Annotated in this window: 20 protein-coding genes; 7 read left to right on the top strand and 13 right to left on the bottom strand. The window is 69.4% G+C overall.

Annotated elements, in window-relative coordinates:
* Positions 1-18: 18 nt before the first annotated feature.
* The 13 genes from sctQ to ACVTJA_RS16025 form a co-directional block, all read right to left on the bottom strand.
* On the bottom strand, positions 19-1,605 hold the full coding sequence (gene sctQ, locus ACVTJA_RS16085) for a type III secretion system cytoplasmic ring protein SctQ (protein WP_465837253.1): 1,587 nt from the start codon (positions 1,603-1,605) through the stop codon (positions 19-21).
* Positions 1,602-2,486 (bottom strand): flagellar hook-length control protein FliK, encoded by an 885-nt coding sequence (locus ACVTJA_RS16080; RefSeq protein WP_465837252.1) that lies wholly within the window; start codon positions 2,484-2,486, stop codon positions 1,602-1,604. The genes sctQ and ACVTJA_RS16080 overlap by 4 nt, the downstream gene beginning before the upstream one ends.
* A 33-nt stretch (positions 2,487-2,519) precedes the next feature.
* Complete coding sequence (locus tag ACVTJA_RS16075; protein ID WP_465837251.1) at positions 2,520-3,008, bottom strand: flagellar assembly protein FliH; 489 nt, start codon at positions 3,006-3,008, stop codon at positions 2,520-2,522.
* A gap of 50 nt (positions 3,009-3,058) precedes the next feature.
* Positions 3,059-4,372 carry a type III secretion system ATPase SctN gene (gene sctN, locus ACVTJA_RS16070; protein WP_465837250.1) on the bottom strand — a complete coding sequence of 438 codons (1,314 nt, stop codon included), beginning with the start codon at positions 4,370-4,372 and terminating at the stop codon, positions 3,059-3,061.
* A gap of 18 nt (positions 4,373-4,390) precedes the next feature.
* Complete coding sequence (locus tag ACVTJA_RS16065) at positions 4,391-5,074, bottom strand: FliH/SctL family protein (RefSeq protein ID WP_465837249.1); 684 nt, start codon at positions 5,072-5,074, stop codon at positions 4,391-4,393.
* Positions 5,075-5,098: 24 nt separating this feature from the next.
* Positions 5,099-6,907, bottom strand: coding sequence for a hypothetical protein (locus ACVTJA_RS16060; RefSeq protein WP_465837248.1), 1,809 nt, complete (start codon positions 6,905-6,907; stop codon positions 5,099-5,101).
* A gap of 61 nt (positions 6,908-6,968) precedes the next feature.
* Positions 6,969-7,781, bottom strand: a complete 813-nt coding sequence (locus ACVTJA_RS16055) for a type III secretion protein (protein WP_465837247.1) — start codon at positions 7,779-7,781, stop codon at positions 6,969-6,971.
* A 107-nt stretch (positions 7,782-7,888) separates the two neighbouring features.
* Positions 7,889-8,413 (bottom strand): ATP-dependent helicase HrpB, encoded by a 525-nt coding sequence (locus ACVTJA_RS16050; protein WP_465837246.1) that lies wholly within the window; start codon positions 8,411-8,413, stop codon positions 7,889-7,891.
* On the bottom strand, positions 8,331-9,167 hold the full coding sequence (locus ACVTJA_RS16045; protein ID WP_465837245.1) for a sigma-70 family RNA polymerase sigma factor: 837 nt from the start codon (positions 9,165-9,167) through the stop codon (positions 8,331-8,333). Before ACVTJA_RS16045 ends, ACVTJA_RS16050 begins: the two co-directional genes overlap by 83 nt.
* Before the next feature lie 7 nt (positions 9,168-9,174).
* Positions 9,175-9,570, bottom strand: coding sequence for a hypothetical protein (locus ACVTJA_RS16040; protein ID WP_465837244.1), 396 nt, complete (start codon positions 9,568-9,570; stop codon positions 9,175-9,177).
* Positions 9,571-9,589: 19 nt separating this feature from the next.
* Positions 9,590-10,021, bottom strand: coding sequence for a tetratricopeptide repeat protein (locus tag ACVTJA_RS16035; protein WP_465837243.1), 432 nt, complete (start codon positions 10,019-10,021; stop codon positions 9,590-9,592).
* An 83-nt stretch (positions 10,022-10,104) separates the two neighbouring features.
* On the bottom strand, positions 10,105-10,668 hold the full coding sequence (locus tag ACVTJA_RS16030) for a hypothetical protein (protein WP_465837242.1): 564 nt from the start codon (positions 10,666-10,668) through the stop codon (positions 10,105-10,107).
* A gap of 152 nt (positions 10,669-10,820) precedes the next feature.
* Positions 10,821-11,102, bottom strand: a complete 282-nt coding sequence (locus tag ACVTJA_RS16025; protein ID WP_465837241.1) for a hypothetical protein — start codon at positions 11,100-11,102, stop codon at positions 10,821-10,823.
* A 261-nt stretch (positions 11,103-11,363) separates the two neighbouring features.
* On the opposite strand from ACVTJA_RS16025, the gene ACVTJA_RS16020 reads away from it, so the two are divergent.
* From ACVTJA_RS16020 to ACVTJA_RS15990, 7 genes are all read left to right on the top strand, one after another.
* Complete coding sequence (locus tag ACVTJA_RS16020) at positions 11,364-12,035, top strand: RNA-binding protein (RefSeq protein ID WP_465837240.1); 672 nt, start codon at positions 11,364-11,366, stop codon at positions 12,033-12,035.
* 259 nt (positions 12,036-12,294) lie between these two features.
* Complete coding sequence (locus tag ACVTJA_RS16015) at positions 12,295-12,792, top strand: GbsR/MarR family transcriptional regulator (RefSeq protein WP_465837239.1); 498 nt, start codon at positions 12,295-12,297, stop codon at positions 12,790-12,792.
* Positions 12,789-13,526, top strand: coding sequence for an ABC transporter ATP-binding protein (locus tag ACVTJA_RS16010; RefSeq protein WP_465837238.1), 738 nt, complete (start codon positions 12,789-12,791; stop codon positions 13,524-13,526). Before ACVTJA_RS16015 ends, ACVTJA_RS16010 begins: the two co-directional genes overlap by 4 nt.
* 2 nt (positions 13,527-13,528) lie before the next feature.
* Entirely contained in the window at positions 13,529-15,637 is a 2,109-nt protein-coding gene (locus ACVTJA_RS16005; protein WP_465837237.1) for an ABC transporter permease, read from the top strand.
* A gap of 4 nt (positions 15,638-15,641) precedes the next feature.
* Complete coding sequence (locus ACVTJA_RS16000) at positions 15,642-16,943, top strand: ABC transporter permease (protein WP_465837236.1); 1,302 nt, start codon at positions 15,642-15,644, stop codon at positions 16,941-16,943.
* Between the two features lie 7 nt (positions 16,944-16,950).
* Entirely contained in the window at positions 16,951-17,733 is a 783-nt protein-coding gene (locus ACVTJA_RS15995; protein ID WP_465837235.1) for an outer membrane lipoprotein-sorting protein, read from the top strand.
* On the top strand, positions 17,730-19,352 hold the full coding sequence (locus tag ACVTJA_RS15990; RefSeq protein WP_465837234.1) for a hypothetical protein: 1,623 nt from the start codon (positions 17,730-17,732) through the stop codon (positions 19,350-19,352). Before ACVTJA_RS15995 ends, ACVTJA_RS15990 begins: the two co-directional genes overlap by 4 nt.
* The last annotated feature ends 78 nt before the right edge of the window (positions 19,353-19,430 follow it).

Here is a 19,430-nt window from a genome sequence, read left to right as displayed (position 1 = left end):
CTGAGCCGGGGCGGGGCCTCACCCCGCCAGGGCGATGATGCGCACGCCGAGCTGGCCTTCCACCTCCACCAGCTCGCCCCGCGCCACCACCTTGCCGTTGACACTCAGCTCCACCGGCTCGCCCGGGCCGCGGTTCAGCTCGAGCACCTGGCCCGCCCGCATGCCCACCACCTGCTGCGCCGTGACGGGCACACGCGCCAGCTCCACGGCAATCTGCAGGGGCACATCGCCGAGCAGGTCGCTTCCGTCCTTCAACTCGTCCAAGGCCGCCCCTTCCAGTTCCGGAGGCACATCCAGCTCCGGGTTGGTGAAGTCCTCTGGTTCTTCCGCCCCCGAGCCCTCTTCCCCCGCCGAGCGCGGGTTGCCCGGCTCGCCGAGGACGATGTCGGTGATGCGCGCCCGGTAGCGTCCACCCTCGATGAAGACTTCCGCGTCCGCGCGGCCCGCCCGCCCCGAGCCCACCCGGAGCTGCGCCGTGCCTGGCTCGCCCCGGTCCGGCCGCGCCGACAGCGCGTCCACCAGCAGCACGTCCTTCACGCGCAAGCTGGCCAGGTCCTGCGCCGAAATCTCCGCCGCGCCAATCTCCGCCCGCAGCCAGCTGCGCACCGCGGACAGCCGGCTGGCGTTGGCCTCCAGGTCCGCCTTCAGGCGCGCGCGCCGGTGGGCGCTCTCCACCACCGGCTCGGCCGCCTCCAGCACCGCCGCCGGCACCACCAGGCGCACCAGGCCGCCGTGCGGCCCCAGCGTGGCGTGCAGGTGTACGGCCAGCATGGGCCCGTCGTCGCCCAGGCGCGCGGACACCTCGTCCACGCCACGCGCCACACCGTCCAGCCGGGGCCGGGGCACCGCCTGCTGCAGCGCGGGCACCAGTACCTTGAGGGACTCGAGGACGACGTAGCCCATCACGCCCTCCTCGATGTCCGTCAGCGGCCGCAGGCCCACCATCTCACCGGCGCCGCCCAGGAGCAGGTCCACCGCCGCGTGCGCCAGCGCCAGCTCCACCTCCAGCACCGCGCGCCCCTGCAGCGCGCCCGGGGCCAGCACCGCCAGGAACGTGGGGTCGCCCAGGAAGCGCCGCAGCTCGGCCATGGGCCGCACCTGCACGGACTCCAGCGACAGGCTCACCGGGGCGTCGAAGAGTTCCTTGAGCCGCGTGGCCACCGAGGTGAGCGTCCCCTCCGCCGGCGTCAGCCAGCGCAGCCGCTCCGCCAGCAGGCCCTGGGCGCGCGACACCTTCTCCAGGTTCCGGAAGGTGAACGGCCGCCACGGGCGCTCCGGCTTCGCGGGCCGCTCCGGCAGCTGACGCTCGTACCGGGACGGCTCGCGCTCATACCGGGAGGGCTCTCGCTCGTAGCGGGAAGGCTCGCGCTCGTACCGCGACGGCTCGCGCTCGTAGCGCTCCGGCGTTCGCTCCGGGGCGCGCTCCGGACGCTCCGGGGCGCGCTCGGGACGCTCGGGGGCGCGCTCCGGGCGCTCGGGAGCACGCTCCGGGGCGCGCTCCTGCCGCTCCGGTGGACGGTCCGGACGGATCCGCATCTCGCGGACGTCCACCAGCATCGTCCGCTCGTGCGTTCCGGGCCCGTCGTCGTCGGGCTCCACACTCATGTGCGGGCCTCGAACTTCAGGTCCTCGAGCCTCAGGCCGCGGCCGCTCAGCGCGGTGCGCAGGCCTTCACCCGCCTCTTCCAGCTGCTTCAGCACCTCGCGGTTGGTGCCGCTGAAGGTGGCCGAAATCTTCCCGTTCCTCGCGCTGACCTTGATGGACAGGCCGCTCAGCACGTCGCCGCGCAAATCAATCTGGAACTCCGCATTGCCGGCGGCGTTGGTGCCCACCCGGATGCGGTCGACGATTTTCTGCGCAATCTCGCTCGCCAGGGCACGCAGCCGCTCGGAGCCCGCGGTGTCCTTGGGCTTGGCCACCGGCACCGGCGCCATCAGCGCGGGGTTGAAGCGGAAGCCCGGGCCCATCTCCGTCCCGCCCTCCTTCTTGTCCTTCCCTCCCCCGCCGCTGTTGCCCTTGCCGCCGCCCGCGTCGGCGTCCGCCTTGATGGCGGCGCCCCGCTCCGAGCTGACCTGCCCCAGCGCGCTCTCCGCGCTGCTCATGTCCTTCTCGCGGACCTCCGCGGAGCGGCGGTTCTCCTTCGCGTCCGCCGCGCGCGAGCCGGAGCGGGCCTCCGTCGCGTTCGCATCCGAGCGCCGGCCCGTCTGCGTCGCCGCCTCGTTGCCGCCGGTGCCCGGCTGCTGGAGCTTCTCGTTGAAGGTCTTGCCCTGCTGCAGCGCCTTGGCCAGCACGGAGCGGCCCAGGTTCCCCTGGGGCTGCGCTGGCGTCTGGGGCGCTGCGGGCGTCTGGGCCTGCGGCTGCATCAGCTTCTGGAAGGCGGTGGCACCCTCCTGCCGCTTCTTCGCCTGGCCCTCGGCGAGCTTCTTCTCCTGCAGGAGGCGCTCGGCCAGGCGCGCTGCTTCGCGGTCGTCGTCGACTCGGCTCATGGCGTCATTCCCGAGGGGTGGGTGGGCGGCAGGTTACTTGCGCTGTCGAGCCAGGAACAAGGCATTGCCAATCTCCTCCTGGTTCAGCTCCTCGCGCTGTTGGCGCTCGTACTTCACCTGCTTCAACCAGTTCTCCTTGTGCTTCTCGATGGCCTTCAGCTCCATGGCCGCGTCCGCCATCTCCTGGCGCCGCTTCTCCACCAGCTTCTCCGCCACCTTCACCGCTTCCTTCTGGCGCTCCACCTCGAGTGCCACCTGCGCCTCCTCGTCCTTCAGGCGCTCCTCGAAGCGGCTCATCATGTTCATGCCGTTGATGCCGGCACCCCGGGCCATGACCTCCTTGAGGTAGGCGGCCACCTTCTGCTTGCGCTCGCGCTTGCGCTTCTCCAGGTCGTCGATCAGCCGCTGGAGCTCCGCCTTCTCCTTCTCCAGGGCCTTGATGGCGGCGGAGAAGGCCTGCTCCGCCTCCTCCTTGGCCCGGGCGCGCATGTCCTGCAGGGCTTGCAACCGGTACGGGGGCATGGTGGCGCCATCCTAACCCGGAATTCCCACCGCGCACCCCTGCCCCGCCGTCACTCCTCGAACAGGGCGATGAGCTGGGCCACCGTCTCCTCGAATTCCGAGTTGGAATGGGTGTCCTGCTTCAGGAAGTCGATGATGGCGTCGTACTTGTCGATGGCCCGGTCCGTGCGGGGGTCCGTGCCGTACTGGTAGGCGCCCAGGAGGATGAGGTCTCGCTGCTTCTCGTACGTGGAGAGCAACTCGCGCAGCGTGCCCGCGGCCTTCTTGTGCTCCTTGGTGACGATGCCGCTCATCACACGGGAGAGGCTGGCCAGCACGTCCATGGCGGGCCACTGGTTCCGCTCGCCAAGGGCGCGGTTGAGGATGAAGTGGCCGTCGAGAATACCGCGGACCTCGTCGGCGATGGGCTCTTCCATGTCACCGCCGGCCACGAGGCACGTGTAGATGGCGGTGCACTTGCCCTTCTGCGAGTTGCCCGTGCGCTCCAGGATGCGGGGCAGCATGGAGAACACACTCGGCGGGTAGCCCTGGCGGGCCGGGGGCTCACCGACGGCGAGGCCGATCTCACGCTGGGCACGGGCCAGACGCGTCACCGTGTCGAGCATGAAGAGCACGTTGCCACCGCGCTCGCGGAAGTACTCGGCGATGGCGGTGGCCACATAGGCGGCGCGAAGGCGCACGAGGCTGGGCTGGTCCGAGGTGGCGCACACCAGCACGGAGCGCTTCATGCCCTCCTCGCCCATGGCGTCCTCGATGAACTCGCGCACCTCGCGGCCACGCTCGCCGATGAGGGCCACGACGCAGAGGTCCGCCTTGGTGTTGCGCGCTATCTGTCCCATCAGCGTGGACTTGCCGACGCCGGAGCCGGCGAAGAGGCCCACGCGCTGGCCCTCGCCCACCGTCAGGAGCCCGTCGATGCAGCGCACGCCCAGGGGCAGCGGCCGCTCGATTCGCTGGCGGGTGAAGGGGTCCGGGCAGTCTCGGTCCACGGACCAGTCGACGAGCCCCTCGTCCGGCAGGGGGCTGCCGTCCATGGGCTCACCGATGCCGTTGAGGACGCGGCCCAGCAGCGCCTCGCCGCACTTGATGGTCAGCGGCTTGCCGGTGGGCACCACCTCGCTGTCCGGGCCGATGCCGTACAGCTCGCCCAGGGGCATGAGCATGACCTCGTCGCCCTGGAAACCCACGACCTCGGCCCGCACCGAGCCGCGCGTGCGGCTCTTGATGAACACCAGCTCGCCCACGCGCACGTTGGGCACGCTGGCCTTGATGATGAGGCCCGTCAGCTCGGTGACGCGGCCGCGGACGCGCACCAGGCTCGCGTCCTTGATGAGCTCGTAGTAGCGCGACAGGTCGATGGCCATGGGTGGTGTCCTCCCTCGTCAGGCCGGCCCTTCCTTCCGGCCGTTCGGGTCCGGAAGGAGGACGTTCTGGAGCATCTCGAGCTGGGTGGGGAGCTGGGCGTCCACCGTGCCGAACTCCGTCTGGACGATGCAGCCCACCGGCGCCACCTCGGGGTCCTCCTTGATGGCCAGGTCCACCGCGCGGCCGATGAGCTCCATGAGGACGGGCTTCTTGGCGCGCAGCACCGCCGCCGTCTTCGGGTGCACCCGCAGCACCATGGAACGGGCGCTGCGCAGGTTGTCGATGGCGGACGCGCACAGCTCCACCATCAGGTCCGGGTCCTTCTCCAGGCTCCGGCCGATGATCTTCTCCGCCATCTTCAAGGACAGCGCGATGACGTCCTTCTCGTAGGAGCCGAGGAGCTCCCCCGCCTGCATCTTCGCGCGGAGGACGATTTCGGTGGCCTGCGCCAGGCCCTCCTGGCGCCCCTGGTCTCTCGCCCTGGCCAGCAAGTCGTCGCGCTCGCGCTGGGCCTCGGCGAGGATGCGCTCCTTCTCGCGGTGGGCGTCCTCGATGATGGCCTGGGCGCCCTGCTTGGCCTCGAAGACCTCGGCGTTGATGACGCCGCCGCCGCGCATGGAGGGGGGACGCAGCGCGGGCCGCTCCGACGCGAGGGCCGGCTCGGCCGAGCCGTCGCCTTTGATTACCTTGCCGATAGCCATGGGGTGCTCCTTGGGGCCCGGATGCTAGCGCGTTCCGCCCTTCGGTCCACGCCCACCGGCACCCGGAGGCACCGGACGGTCGGTTCCGGACGGGGCCCGGGGGCGGCGCTGCACCGACGTCCCCTCCCCCCGGGGGAGGGACACGGAGCCCTGCCCGGGAGACGTGGTGGACCGCCCGGCCAGGACGCGAGGAGGCCGCTCCGGCGCGGACTCCTCCTGCGAGCCCCGGGCCCGGGGAACGGAGCCCCGAGAGCGGAACACCCGTGAGCCCTCCGGATCATCCCCCACCTCGCGGCGGTCGGCCTCCGGCTCCGCCCGGGGCCGTACCCGCGAGACACGCGAGGAGTCCTCCGCCGGCCGCGACTGCACGCGCGAGCGCTCCCGAGCGGGCTCGGGGTTCGTCTCCGGGTCCTCGGACCGGCGGGCGTCCCGCTGCCCCAGCCGAGAGGGAGGCGGACCGATGCGGGCGCCCTCCGGGTCTCCCCGCATGGCGCGCGACGCCCGGGGTTCCGGCGCGCCGGGCTCGCGGCGGCTCCCCGCGGGGTTGGCGGTGGAGGCGTCATCACGGCGCGGCGGCACCCGGTGCACGGCCGAGCCGCCCGGGTCTCCGGGCCGCTTCATGCCGGGCGCAGCGCGCGAGGGCTCGCGGTTGGAGACGGCCCCCGCGTTGCGGGCGGCGCGCTCGGCCATGATGTCGCGGCGGGCGGCGCCGGACACGGCGGGCACCTGACGGGACGCGGCGGGGCCGGCCATGGAGGCACGCGGCGCCGGACGGCCATCGGCAGCAGGGGCGGACGGGGCCGCGCGAGCGGGAGCCCCCGCGGCCTTGCGCGCGCCGGGGGGCGGCGGAAGCATGGCGGACTGGCGCGGAGGCGGCGCGGACGCCAGACGCACCGGCCGCTCGATGAGGCCGCGCGAGGCCAGCCGCTCCAGGTCCATGACGATGTCCGTACGGCCGCCGTCGCCGCGCGCGGTGGGGCGGATGCGCTCCTCGCGGACCCACTTCGCGATGAGGGCGCCGAACTCGCCGCGGTACTTCTCCAGCATGCGCGCGGCGAACTCCGGGGACTGCGCCACGCACGCGCGCGCCAGCCGCTGCACGCCCGCGCTGCGGATGGCGCCGCCGAGGTTCTTCAGCCCGTCGTGCACCTCCAGCTGCGCGCGGGCGTCCTCCTCCGGCAGCTTGCGCGGAGCATTGGCCGTCACTGCCTTGGTGGCCAGCAGGCGCAAATCCGGCGGCAGCGGCTCGACGAGGGCGTCGCGCTCCGCGTCGGGCAGGCCCGCCATGGCCGGCCCCAGCACGCGCGCGCCGAGCCTGTCGCAGACGGTGAGCAGCTCGCGCTGCTGCAGCTGGAGCACGTCGGAGAACTTGAAGCTCGCGGCCTGCTGCGCCGCCGCCTCGCGCGCCAGCACGTCCTCCAGCTTCCACCGGACGATGTCCAGCACCTGCGGCCGCACCTCGCGGGTGAGCTTCACGCGCGAGGGCGGCAGGTGCGTGCGCACCGCGTCCGCCAGCGTGCCCGGCAGCGCGCGCATCACCACCTCCACCAGCGCTCCGCGCTCGCGCTGCAGCAGCGCGGCCAGCCGCTCCGGCTCGGCGCTCCAGAGCTGCCCGCGCCGGTCCTTCACCAGCCGCTTGATTTCCTGCACCAGCGCGGGGATGCGCTTCTCGCGCGGAATCTGGAGGATTTCCTGCGCGCGGTGCTTGAGCAGCGCGCCCTCCTCCTCCGGGAGGTGCTCCAACGCGCCGAGGCTGTCCTGTCCGCCGAACGTCACGGCGGTCAGCAGCATCATGCTCTGGCGCTTGTTGAGCGAGGTGAAGAACGAGTCCAAACGTCACCTCGCGGGCTCACGGCCGCCCGCTTCGAGGGGAGAGAAGCGTCAGGCCCCAGCCTCAGGCCTCCGGAGGCCGGCCGCGGCCACGGGCCCCGGCGCGCGCCGCGGGAGCGCTGGAGCCGCCGCGCATGAAGGTCCACGCCGTCAGGCCCATCATCACCAGCACCAGGCCGAAGGCCCCGGCGAACATCACCTTGAACTGGCTGGCGCTGGCCGCCGTCATCCGCAGCCCCAGCACGTCCTGCAGCCGGCTCTCCGCGTCCGTCTCCGCCGTGGGCAGCATCGCCGGCGTCATCAGCACCGTGACGTGCTCCGGCTTGAGCTCCGGCACCGCGGAGGCCGCGAAGTTCTTCACCATCTCCTCGGCGATGGGCGGCTTGCCGTCCATCAGCCTGTACTTGATGAACACCGACGCGGACGGCATCGGCTTGTTCTCCGGCTGCGTCAGGTCGTTGTTCTCCGGAATCATCACGATGGCGCGCGCCTCCAGCACGCCGTCGATCTGATTGAGCGCGTTGGACACCTCGCCGCCGAGCGCCTTGAGGAGCATGGCGCGCTCTTCCGTGGCGGTGGGCACCATGCTGCCCTTGGCGAAGTGGGCCAGGCCCTTCTCCACCGGGCGCGGCAGCGAGTTGCGCTTGAGCAGCTCCGCGGCCTGAGCCGCGTCCGCCTTGGGCACGGTAATCATGAACCGCACCTCGTTGCCGCCCTCCTCCTTCTCCTTCTTGGCGTTGATGCCGTTCTTGCTGAGCAGGACGTAGATTTCGTTGGCGTCCGCTTCATTCAGCTCGTGCTGGAGCTCGATTTGGCAGCCCGTCGTGAAGACGAGGGCAAGGAGCAGGGCGGCAAACGCGTGCGGTCGGCGAATCATGGGCGGGCGAGAGCTTACTAGGCCCCCGGAAAACGCGGAAGGGCGCCCCCTCCCGGGATTGGGAGGAGCCGCCCTTCACGAGCGCCACCAGAGGTTGGTGGGAGGCTTCAGACCTGCGTCTTGACGACGTCCTTGAGGCCGGTGGTGGCCTTCTCGACCACCTTGGACGTCAGGTCCAGCTGCTGCGTGTACTGGTACATGGACGCCTGGAGGGAGAGCAGCTCCGCGTTGGAGAACTGCTTCCCGCTGGAGGCCTGGGAGATGATCTTCTCCAGGTTGACCTGGCCCTTCTCCAGGTCGCCAATCACCTGCGTCACCATGTCGCCGGCCTTGGAGGACTTGGCCGTCTCGGCCTTGCCCTGCACGGGCTCGGCGGCCTTGGCCGTCATGGGCTCCTGGCCCGCGCCGCTGACCTTGTTCAGGGCGGCCTTCTCCGTCTTGTTGACGGTCTCCACCTGACGGACGGCGTCCGCCTTCTGGGTGGCCTGGGCCGCCTGCGCCTTGTTCACACCCTGGGCGGCGTCCACCTGGCCCGCGCCCTGGGCCTTGTCAGCGAGAACTCCGTCGAACTTCGACGCGCCCTGCTTGTTCGTCTGCTGAGCGCCCTGGTCCTGCAGCTTTTGCTGCGCCACCTGCGCCGCGGAGACTCCGGTCATCGGACCCGCCATGTGAGACCCTCCTTGCATCCGTCGGAGAAGGAGGCAGTTCCTCCTCCTCGTTCAAGAGTTCCTTGAGCCGGTCGATGGCGCGTGCGTGAAGCCGCGATGCCCAGCTCTTCGACTGCCCAATCTCCGCTCCCGCCTCCTCCAGCGTCCTGCCCTGGAAGTAGTAGCCCTGAAGGAGCTTCTTCTCCTTCTCCGGGAGCTTCTCTATCGCCGCCCTCACCCTGTTCTTCGTCTGCTCCAGCTCCATCCGGACGTCCACCGGCAGCGATTCGTCGGTGTAGCCCGCGGAGTCCGCCCCTTCCATGCTCGTCGCGAACACCATGGCGAGCCCGGCCACCGCATCCGAGATGTCATTGACATCATCGTCGAAGGAGCTGCCCCGGTTGCTTGCGCCCGACTCGCGGTCCGCCAGATTGCCCAGGTACGCCGCCGCCCGCTCTCCCGCGAACGCCGTCCGAGCGTCCGCCCCTCGCAACACCCCCATCTTCCGCAGCCCGTCGAAGATGGCACCCTTGATGCGGTAGTGCGCGAAGGTGAGGAAGTTGGCCCCCACCTTCGGGTCGAACCGCTCGGCGGCCTCCAGCAGCCCTATCTGCCCGTAGGCCACCAGTTCATCCAGCTCGAGCTGGGCGTTGAACTGCTTGCGCACGGTCGCCGCCAGCGACCGCACGTAGGGGCCGTACTTCTCGAGGATGACCTTCCTGTCTTCGCCCAGAGCCAAGCGCAGCTCACTCGGCCTTGGACCACAGCCGCTCGAGAACCTGGTTCAGCCGCGGATCATCCTGCAGCGCGTCTGAAATCTTGCTGGTCAAGGAGGAGGACTTCATGCGGAGCTTCTCCTTCAGGATTTCGGCGACGAGTGCCTTCGTCGCCTCCTCCTTGCTCTTGAAGCCCCCATTCTTCAGCTTCCGGGCAATGGCCTTCGCCTGGGCGGCGACCGGGTCCGCGGCCTGGGGGCCCTGGACGTTGCTGGAGCCTACCAGACCCGAGGGCCCGACGAGAGACTCCGCCCGGTCCACCTTCCCGCCAAAGCTGGAGCCCGCCGTCGGCGCCGCGCCGCCAGCGCCCTTCGCGCCGCCGGCACGTCCCTTTCCGCCGCCTCGTCCCACACCACCGACAGCCATCGCCATCTCCTCCCGTCGTCTACTTCTTCGCAGGAGGCAGGACACCCGCCTCCTTCGCCTGGATGAGCGACTGGGCAAGCTTCGCGCCATCTCCGTCCGGCTCCAGGTCCATGGCCGCCTTCAGCTCCTTGAGAGCCTCCGGCACCTTTCCCATGAACAGTAGCGCCTCGCCCGCGTGGGCGCGAGGCAGCGCGGAGTCAGGCGCCAGCCGCTGCGCCGAGCGGTAGGCCTGCAGCGCCTTGTCGTGGCGACCCTGCGCGAACTCCACCGCGCCGAGCCCGAGCTGAGGCACCTCGCTCTTCGGCATCAGCGCCGCGGCTCCGGCGAAGATTTCCCGAGCCTTGTCGAAGTGGCCCATGTCGAGCCACAGATAGCCCGCCTCCAGCAGGACCATGGCCTGCCGGCGGCCGACGGGGACGAGGCTGTTCGCAATCTCCGAGCTCTCCGCCATGGACTTCGCTCTTCCTTTCCGCGCCCGGCGGGGACGGGAGCGGCGCCGCTCCCCTCCCTCTCAGGCCTGCCGCCCGCCAGGGATTAGCGGACGTTGCCGATGGAGTTCTTGATGCAATCGTGCCGCGACTTCATCACGTTGGAAATCGCCGTGAAGGTCTGCGACTCCTGCTGGATGGCGGCCTGCAGGTTGAGGAGCTTGGAGTTCTCCTCGGCCATCTTGTTCAGCGAGAAGTTGCCGTTGACGGTGTCCGTGGCGCTGGCGTTGGAGCCCACGCCCGCCGACGGGTTACCGGCGAGGCCGGTGCCCGCCACGCCGCCGCCGACGCCGGCGACGCCCGAGGCCATCACCGCCGAGCCGCCACCCGGCGACACCGCGGTGCTCATCACACCCGCGTAGGGCTGGCCGGCCATGCCGGAGCCGCTGCTGCTCGAGAAGGTGTGCATGGACGAAACCGCGGCGGACAGAATCGTCCCGCCCGGAACCATGCCCGCCACCGCGCCCACGCCCGTGCCCACAGCGCTCGCCGCGCTGTTGAGGCCGTTCTGCAGGCGCGCTCCAAAGCCCGTCTGCGGCGTCTGCCGTGCCGTCGTCACGTTGGTCGAGAGACGCACGTTCGGGCCCATCATGTTGTCGATCTTCGCCATTGCTTCCTCCAGGCGCTGCGGACAGCGAAAAAGGTCAGAGATCCCCAATGCTCCGGATGCTCTCTCCCTGATTATCGGCCCCGGGGGCCCGAGGTTTCCTGATCCACCCCAAAAATGTGGGATGCCCGGGAAACCTCCGTCATTCCGGGCCTTTAGCGCCGCCCCTTGCCGCCCTTGGCCTCGACGATGAGGCGCTCGCGCGTCTCCACCAGCAGCTCCAGCAGCTCCTCGGCGCGGGCCACGGCGGCCTGCACCTTCTTGCCCTGCTCCACCTTGGGGCCCTTGAGCTCGGCGAGGCCGGCCTTCACGGGCGCGAAGAAGGCGCGCACCTCCTCCGCCGGGGTCGCTTCAATCAGGGATTCGACGGCGGGATAGGAGGGCGCGGGCAGCTCCTGGGCCGGCGCGGGCGTGGACGGCTTGGCGGACGGGGGCATTGCGGCGGAAGTCTCCTGACGGGCCAGCGGCCGGACGGCCGATGGGCTCTGGATTCGGGACGGTAGGGGAAAAGCCCGGCCCCCATCAAGCCGCCCGGCCCCTTCCATTGGGGATTGGACGCCACGTCCCACCGGCCGAGGAGGGAACGGGCACTCCAACGGACTGCCCAGCAAGCCCTGTCCGCTTCCTCCAGCGCACCTAGGTTTTGCGCAACGGAGCGGCCCGCATGCCCTCCGCCGCACTCACACAGGAGAGTCTCCATGAAGAAGCTGGTTGGGGTTATCGCGACCATCGCACTGTTCGGTTCGGGCGCCGCCTTCGCGCAGGACTCCGCGAGCACGCAGCAGGAGCCATCGACCGCCCAGGGTGGCTCCGGCACGGCGGGTAGCGAGTCCGTGCCGCAGGACAGCAGCATGCAGGGCTCCACACAACAGGAGCCGGGCATGGGCGGCTCGGGCTCCACCACCCCGGGCAGCACCGGCACCATGGGCAATCAGAACGCCATGGGCCAGAAGGAGCTGACGGGCAAGGTGGTCAAGGCCGATTCGAAGACCATCTACCTGGAGCACATGGGCGCGGTCGTGCCGCTCAAGGTGGACAAGAGCACCAAGTTCGATGACCCGAACCTCAAGAAGGCCAAGGACCTGCAGCCGGGCCAGGAGATTCGCGCCAGCTACGAGGTGAAGGAGACGGACAACGTCGCCAAGAGCATCTCCATGTCCGGCACCGGCGGCTCCGGGGACGTGATGTCGCCCGACTCGTCCATCAACGAGGGCACGGGCGGCTCCGGCCTGGAGAAGGACAAGGACGTGGACATGAACACCGGCGGCTCGGGCATGGACTCGACGCAGCAGCCGAGCGGGAACACCGACATCAACTCCGGCAGCAACACCATGAACCCGGACGACAGCTCCGGCACCGACACGCACTGAGTCACGTCACGCCACGGACACCCGCCCGTGACACACACCCTGCCCCGGCGCACGGGGTACTCCCAGGGCCCACGGCCACCCACGGCCGCGGGCCCCTTCCTTTTTCGCAACCGTGTGGCACATGCACGCCCGGTCAACTCACTTCATTCAGTGTTGACTGAATGAACTGAACGGATTACATGCCGGCCCGCCTTCCTGGGACTGCCGTTTCGTAGCGCGAGCGCGAGCGGCGCCCGGGTGGAAGGCACGGAGGCCAGGCATGACGGAGTTGGGCGCCGCGGAGCTGCGCTTCATCGAAGCGATGGCCCTGCACTTCGAGCGGCAGGGCGGCACGCGCATCGGCGGGCGCATCCACGCGCTGCTGATGCTGGCGGACGCGCCGCTGTCGCTCAAACACATCGCCGAGCTGCTCAAGGTGAGCGCGGCCTCCGTGTCCACCAACATCCGGGCCTGCATGGCCATGGGGCTGGTGGAGCCGGTCAGCGTGCCTGGAGACCGGCAGCACTACTACGTCATCAGCTCCGAGGGCTGGGAGAGCCGGCTGCGCACCGCGGAGGAGGCGATGAAGGCCTTCGTGAAGATGTGCCGCAGCGCCCTCGCCTCGCCGCAGCTCGCCGGCAAGCCGCACCTGCGCGAGGCGGCGGACTTCTGCGACTTCTACCTCACCGAGATGGCCGGCATCGCCGAGCGGTGGCGCGCCACCCGCTCCGCACGCCCCACCCGCACCCCCAAGGCTTCGAAAGGACGTACCGCATGACGCCCGCAGCGACTCCCATCGTCTCCATCACGAACGTGACCAAGGACTACAACCTGGGCAAGGTCGTCGTCCCGGCGCTCCGGGGCGTGGACCTCCAGGTTCACCCGGGTGAGTTCATCTCCATCGCCGGGCCGTCCGGCAGCGGAAAGACGACGCTGCTCAACCTCATCGGCTGCGTGGACACCGCCACCACCGGCGTGGTCAGCGTGGCCGGCAAGGACACCAAGCAGCTCTCCGAGCGCCAGCTCACCGACCTGCGCCTGCACACCATCGGCTTCATCTTCCAGAGCTTCAACCTGGTGTCGGTGCTCAGCGTCTTCCAGAACGTGGAGTTCCCCCTGCTGCTCCAGCGCAAGCTGGACAAGGCGCAGCGCCACGAGCGCGTCATGCAGCTGTTGGAGCAGGTGGGGCTCGCCAACCACGCGAAGCACCGCCCCAACGAGCTGTCCGGCGGCCAGCGCCAGCGCGTGGCCGTGGCGCGCGCGCTCGTCACCCGGCCGCAGCTCGTGCTCGCGGACGAGCCCACCGCCAACCTCGACTCGGTGACGGGCCAGCACATCATCGACCTGATGAAGGAGCTCAACCAGAAGGAGGGCACCACCTTCATCTTCTCCACCCACGACGCCAAGGTGATGCACCACGCGAACGCCGTGTGGCGCCTGGCGGACGGGAAGATTCTGGACCGGCTCAGCGCCTCCGAGGCGCAGCGGGCCATGGCCGCGGGGAGTCACTGACCATGGGGCACTTCCGTCTCTTGCTGCAGGTGGCGTTCCGCAACCTGTTCACCAGCAAGATCAACCTGCTCATCGGCGGCATCATCTTCCTGGGCACGCTGCTCGTCGTCGTGGGCGGCGCGCTCCTGGACAGCATGGACAGCGCCATGAGCCGCAGCATCATCGGCAGCGTGGCCGGGCACATCCAGGTCTACTCGGACGAGTCCAAGGACGAGCTGGGCCTGTTCGGGCAGATGGGCGGCGAGCCGGACCTCGCGGAGGTGGATGACTTCAGCCACATCAAGCCGGTGCTGGAGAAGCACCCCAACGTGAAGACGGTGGTGCCCATGGGCACCAGCGGCGCGCTCATCACCTCCGGCAACACGGTGGACCTGACGCTGGCCCGCCTGAGGGACCTCTACAAGAAGCGCGCGGAAGGAGGCGAGACACCCGGCCTGCGGGAGAACATCGACAGCCTCAAGGCGCACGTGCGGCAGATGGTGTCCCTCATGCAGGAGGACATGGCCAGGGCCAGCGCGCTGCTCAGCGACGCCGCCCGCACGCCCGAGGAGAAGGACGCCCTCGCCCGCGCCATGTCCGACGGGTTCTGGAGCGCCTTCGAGCAGGACCCGTTCGGCTCGCTGGAGTTCCTGGAGAACCGCATCGCCCCGCAGATTCCGGACGGCGACATGCTCTACATCCGCTACGCCGGCACGGACCTGGACGCCTTCCAGCACACCTTCGACCGCATGGAGGTGGTGGACGGGCAGCCGGTGCCCAAGGGGCAGCGCGGCATGCTCCTCTCCAAGTTCTTCTACGAGGAGTACCTCAAGCTGAAGACGGCGCGCCGGCTGGACCTCATCAAGCAGGAGCGCGAGCTCAACAAGAAGACCATTGCCACGGACCCGCAGCTGCAGCGCTGGGTGAAGGAGAACCAGACGCAGACGCGCGAAATCGTCTTCCAGCTGGACCCCATCAAGACGCGCCTCGCGGTGGAGCGCCTGCAGAAGGCGCTGGGCAGCCAGGAGCCGAAGCTGGACAAGCTCCTGTCCGCCTTCCTCACCACGGACGACGCCAACTTCGACGCCCGCTACCAGCAGTTCTACGCGGAGCTGGCGCCGCTGCTGGAGCTCTACCGCCTGCGCCTGGGGGACAGCCTCACCATCACCGCCTTCACCAAGAGCGGCTACGTGCAGAGCGTCAACGTGAAGGTCTACGGCACCTACCAGTTCAAGGGACTGGAGAAGTCCGCGCTGGCCGGCGCCCTCAACCTGATGGACCTGATGTCCTTCCGGGATTTGTACGGCTACCTCACCTCGGACAAGAAGGAGGAGCTGGCCGAGCTGCAGAAGCAGAGCGGCGTGAAGGCCGTCTCGCGCGAGGACGCGGAGTCCGCCCTCTTCGGCGAGGACAGCGGCAACACGCTGGTGGCCGAGGCCACCCCGGGCCTCATCAACGAGCAGGACTCGCTTGGCGGAGCCATCGATTCGCTGCGCCGGGATGACCTGACGAAGCGCGTCTACTCGCAGGGCGAAATCGAGCAGGGTGTGGTGCTCAGCGCGGCCGTCATCCTCAAGGACCCGGAGAAGCTCCAGCAGACGATGGCGGAGTTGAAGCAGTCCGCGACGGACGCCGGGCTGAAGCTGCGCGTGGTGTCCTGGCAGCAGGCGGCGGGCATCATCGGCCAGTTCGTGCTGATGGCGAAGCTGGTGCTGTACGCGGCCGTCTTCATCATCTTCGTGGTGGTGCTGGTCATCATCAACAACGCGATGATGATGGCCACGCTGCAGCGCGTGCGCGAGGTGGGCACCATGCGGGCCATTGGCGCGCAGCGCTCCTTCGTGCTGGGCATGGTGCTGGTGGAGACGCTGCTGCTGGGCTTCGTGTTCGGCGCCGGCGGCATGCTGTTCGGCAGCGGCATCATGGCGGCCCTGGGCAGCGCGGGCATCCCCGCGGGCAACGAGGCGCTCTACTTCTTCTTCTCCGGGCCGCGGCTGTACCCCAGCCTCAGCGCGGGCAACCTCATCGCGGCCTTCATCATCGTGGTGGTCGTCTCCGCCATCTCCACCCTCTACCCGGCGTTCCTGGCGACGCGAGTCTCTCCGCTCCAGGCGATGCAGACGGACGAGTAAGCCCATGCTCCAGCTCTTCCTCATCGCATTCCGCAACCTCGGCACCCACCGCCGCCGCACGCTGCTCCTGGGTGGTGCCATCGCAGGCGTCACCGCGCTGCTCGTCATCCTGAATGGCCTGTCCAACGGCATGCAGGCGACGATGCTGCGCTCCGCCACCACCCTGTCCACCGGCCACGTCAACGTGGCGGGCTTCTACAAAGTCACCGCCGGTCAGTCCGCGCCGGTGGTGACGGGCTACACGAAAATCATCGAGCAGGTCCGCAAGGACGTGCCGGAGCTGGACTACGTCGTCCACCGCGGCCGCGGCTGGGTGAAGCTGGTCAGCGAGACGGGCTCCGTGCAGGTGGGCCTGGGCGGCATCGACGTGCAGTCCGAGCCGGGCATCCACCAGGTCCTCCAGGTGAAGCAGGGCTCGCTGGACGCGCTGGCCGAGCCCGACACCGTGCTCGTGTTCGAGAAGCAGGCCAAGCGCCTGGACGTCAAGGTGGGCGACACCGTGACGCTCTCCGCGCCCACCATGCGCGGCACCAACAACACGGTGGACGTGCGCGTGGCCGCCATCGCCGCCAACGTGGGGCTGATGAGCGACTTCAACGTCTTCGTCCCCTCGCAGACGCTGCGCTCGCTGTACCAGCTCAACAAGGACACCACTGGCGCCATCTACCTGTACCTGAAGGACGTGAAGCAGGTGCCGGCGGTGCAGGCGCGGCTGCGCCAGACGCTGGCGGCGGCGGGCTACGAGGTGATGGACAACGACCCGCGCGCCTTCTGGATGAAGTTCGAGGTGGTCAACCGCGAGGGGTGGACGGGCCAGAAGCTCGACATCACCAACTGGGAGGACGAAATCTCGTTCATCAACTGGACGCTCACCGCGCTCAACGGCCTCACCGGCGTCCTCATCTTCGTCCTGCTGGTCATCATCTGCGTGGGCATCATGAACACGCTGTGGATTGCCATCCGGGAGCGCACGCGTGAGATTGGCACGCTGCGCGCCATCGGCATGCAGCGCACGCGCGTGCTGGCGATGTTCGTCTTCGAGGCGCTGACGCTGGGCGCCCTGGGAACCCTCACGGGCGCGGCGCTGGGGCTGGTGGTGTGCCTTTCCATCAACGCCGCGGACATCGCCGTCCCAGAGGTGGTCGCGGTCTTCATCATGTCGGAGAAGCTGCACCTGGCGGTCAACACCGGGTCCGTGGTGGGCGCCATGCTGTTCATCACCGCGTGCACCACGGCGATTTCGCTGATTCCCTCCTTCCTCGCCGCGCGGATGAAGCCCGTCACGGCGATGCACCACATCGGGTGAAAGCACCATGAGTCTCAAAAGCGTGATGTCGGCCGCGGTGCTCGCCGTGGCCCTGCTGTCCGCTCCGGCGGCGGTCGCGATGGAGCCCGCGGAGCTGGTGAAGCTCCTGGCCACCATCGACGACCGGCAGCGCAACGGCGGCGACTACAAGTCACTCTTCTACCTGGAGCAGAAGGAGAAGGACAAAACGGACAGCGTGCGCGAGGGCTTCGTCTACCGCCGCGACGCGGACGACAAGCTGATGATTCTCTTCAGCCGTCCCAAGACGGAGGCCGGCAAGGGCTACCTGCGCCTGGACAAGAACCTCTGGAGCTATGACCCCAACGTGGGCAAGTGGGAGCGGCGCACGGAGCGCGAGCGCATCGCCGGCACCGACAGCCGCCGCGCCGACTTCGACGAGTCCCGCCTGGCCGAGGAGTATGACCCTTCCTTCGACGGCGAGGGGAAGCTGGGCAAGTACACGGCCCTCATGCTGACCCTCAAGGCGAAGCCCGGCGTGGACGTGGCCTACCCCGTCATCAAGCTGTGGGTGGACAAGGAGACGACCAACGTCCTCAAGCGCGAGGAGTACGCGCTGTCCGGCCGGAAGCTGCGCACCGCGCTCTACCCGCGCTGGAAGAAGGTCTTCAGCGAGTCCAAGGGCGCCGACGTCTGGTACCCCGAGGAGATGCGCTTCTACGACGAGGTGGAGAAGGCCAACTCCACGGTCGTCCTCCTCAAGTCCGTCGACCTGCGCCCGCTGGAAGCGAACATCTTCACCAAGGCGTGGCTCGAGAGCAAAAGTCGATGAGTCCTCGGACCCTCACCGTGGCCGCGGCGCTGTCCGCGGCCCTCGCCGGAGCGCCCGTGCTCGCGCAGTCGTCGGACAGCGCGGACCGGCCGGACGAGAATGCCCTCTTCGGCGGTGAGTCCCAGACGCCCGCCGAGTCCACGCCCGCCGCCCCCGAGTCACCGTCCGAGCGTCCCAGCGACGACGAGGTCTTCGGCGGGGACACGGCGGCGGCGGACACAACGACGTCCGGCGAGCCCGCGCAGCAGCAGCCCTCGCTCACCGAGGCCCCTCCAGCCGCGGGCGACCGGGACGCGAGCGCGCTGGACGGGCCGGCGACGCGCAGCGCCTTCGACTCCGAGGAGGCGGTGGATGACCCGCTGAAGATTGGCGGGCAGTTCTACCTGCGCGCCAACGTGGCGGCGAACGAGGGCGTGTCCTTCGGCAACACGTCGTTCTCCGCGCCCACGCTGGTGGACGGATATTTCGACGCGCGCCCCACGGACCGGCTGCGCGGCTTCGTGGTGGGGCGGTTGAGCTACGACCCCACCCGCTCCACCGAGCCTGCCGAAGGCGCGCCGTCGAACCCGCGCGTCCTCTTGGACCAGGCGTGGCTGCGCTTCGATTTGGAGCGCAAGGTGTTCTTCACGGTGGGCAAGCAGCACGTGAAGTGGGGCACGGGGCAGATATGGAATCCCACGGACTTCCTGTCGCCGCAGCGGAGGAACCCGCTGGCCTTCGTGGACCTGCGCACCGGCGTGTCCATGGTGAAGCTGCACGTGCCGTGGGAGTCGCGCGGGTGGAACTTCTACGGCATCGCCGTGGTGGATGACCTGGGCACCGACGCGGGCGCCGTCACCGACCCCAACGGAAGCCCCACGAATTCCGGCGGCAGCGACCCGGTCAACCGGCTCAGCCGCATCGGTGGTGCGCTGCGCGCGGAGGTGGTGCTCGGCCCGGCGGAAGTGGGCGTCAGCGGCGTGGCCCAGCGTGGCCGCAAGCCGCGCTTCGGGTTGGATTTGTCCTCCGCGCTGGGCCCCATCGACGTCTACGGCGAGCTCGGCATCAAGAAGGGCACGGACCGCCCGCTGTACCGGCTGCCCGAGGGCACCTCGCTGCAGGACATCATCCAGAACGGCATCCAGGTGGAGTCGTACGTGCCCAGCGGCCTCACGCCCCAGGTGACGGGTGGCGCCAACTACAGCTTCCCGTATGGAGAGAACGACCTGGCCGTGGTGGGCGTCGAGTACTTCTACAACTCGACGGGCTACACCAGCTCGGTGGGCTACCCGTACCTGATTGCCCAGAGCGCGTTCCAGCCGTTGTACGTGGGCCGCCACTACGGCGCGGCGTACCTGTTCCTGAACCAGCCGTTCGACTGGGACCACACCGCGTTCAACTTCTTCACGCTGGGGAACCTGTCGGACGACTCGTACACGAGCCGGCTCAACGTGACGTATCGCGCGCTCACCTACCTCACGGTGGAGGCGTTCGGCGCCGTGCACTACGGCCACAAGGGCGGCGAGCTGCGGCTCGGATTCTCCATTCCCGACGTCGTCGTCAACGGAGAGAGCATCCAGGGCTTCAGCGTCGCCGCGCCCACGTTCGAGCTGGGCGTGGGGCTTCGCATCAGCCTCTGACGGCTGCGTGGTGTGTTTCATCGGGGCCGCGTCTCCCGGGTTGGGGGCGCGGCCCTTCGCGTCTTCGGGGTTGAGTGT

Source organism: Pyxidicoccus sp. M6 (assembly GCF_055568925.1).
The sequence above is the reverse complement of the archived record's forward strand: the minus strand, read 5'-3'. Positions and strand labels throughout refer to the sequence as shown.

What these genes read in the sequence shown, in the direction of transcription:
- ACVTJA_RS16030 (WP_465837242.1), bottom strand. Translation starts at nt 10,668, where the DNA reads ATGGCGAAGATCGACAACATGATGGGCCCGAACGTGCGTCTCTCGACC.
- ACVTJA_RS16080 (WP_465837252.1), bottom strand. Translation starts at nt 2,486, where the DNA reads ATGAGCCGAGTCGACGACGACCGCGAAGCAGCGCGCCTGGCCGAGCGC.
- ACVTJA_RS16005 (WP_465837237.1), top strand. Translation starts at nt 13,529, where the DNA reads ATGGGGCACTTCCGTCTCTTGCTGCAGGTGGCGTTCCGCAACCTGTTC.
- ACVTJA_RS15990 (WP_465837234.1), top strand. Translation starts at nt 17,730, where the DNA reads ATGAGTCCTCGGACCCTCACCGTGGCCGCGGCGCTGTCCGCGGCCCTC.
- ACVTJA_RS16015 (WP_465837239.1), top strand. Translation starts at nt 12,295, where the DNA reads ATGACGGAGTTGGGCGCCGCGGAGCTGCGCTTCATCGAAGCGATGGCC.
- sctQ (WP_465837253.1), bottom strand. Translation starts at nt 1,605, where the DNA reads ATGAGTGTGGAGCCCGACGACGACGGGCCCGGAACGCACGAGCGGACG.
- ACVTJA_RS15995 (WP_465837235.1), top strand. Translation starts at nt 16,951, where the DNA reads ATGAGTCTCAAAAGCGTGATGTCGGCCGCGGTGCTCGCCGTGGCCCTG.
- ACVTJA_RS16020 (WP_465837240.1), top strand. Translation starts at nt 11,364, where the DNA reads ATGAAGAAGCTGGTTGGGGTTATCGCGACCATCGCACTGTTCGGTTCG.
- ACVTJA_RS16025 (WP_465837241.1), bottom strand. Translation starts at nt 11,102, where the DNA reads ATGCCCCCGTCCGCCAAGCCGTCCACGCCCGCGCCGGCCCAGGAGCTG.
- ACVTJA_RS16055 (WP_465837247.1), bottom strand. Translation starts at nt 7,781, where the DNA reads ATGATTCGCCGACCGCACGCGTTTGCCGCCCTGCTCCTTGCCCTCGTC.
- ACVTJA_RS16000 (WP_465837236.1), top strand. Translation starts at nt 15,642, where the DNA reads ATGCTCCAGCTCTTCCTCATCGCATTCCGCAACCTCGGCACCCACCGC.
- ACVTJA_RS16010 (WP_465837238.1), top strand. Translation starts at nt 12,789, where the DNA reads ATGACGCCCGCAGCGACTCCCATCGTCTCCATCACGAACGTGACCAAG.
- ACVTJA_RS16040 (WP_465837244.1), bottom strand. Translation starts at nt 9,570, where the DNA reads ATGGCTGTCGGTGGTGTGGGACGAGGCGGCGGAAAGGGACGTGCCGGC.
- ACVTJA_RS16065 (WP_465837249.1), bottom strand. Translation starts at nt 5,074, where the DNA reads ATGGCTATCGGCAAGGTAATCAAAGGCGACGGCTCGGCCGAGCCGGCC.
- sctN (WP_465837250.1), bottom strand. Translation starts at nt 4,372, where the DNA reads ATGGCCATCGACCTGTCGCGCTACTACGAGCTCATCAAGGACGCGAGC.
- ACVTJA_RS16075 (WP_465837251.1), bottom strand. Translation starts at nt 3,008, where the DNA reads ATGCCCCCGTACCGGTTGCAAGCCCTGCAGGACATGCGCGCCCGGGCC.
- ACVTJA_RS16035 (WP_465837243.1), bottom strand. Translation starts at nt 10,021, where the DNA reads ATGGCGGAGAGCTCGGAGATTGCGAACAGCCTCGTCCCCGTCGGCCGC.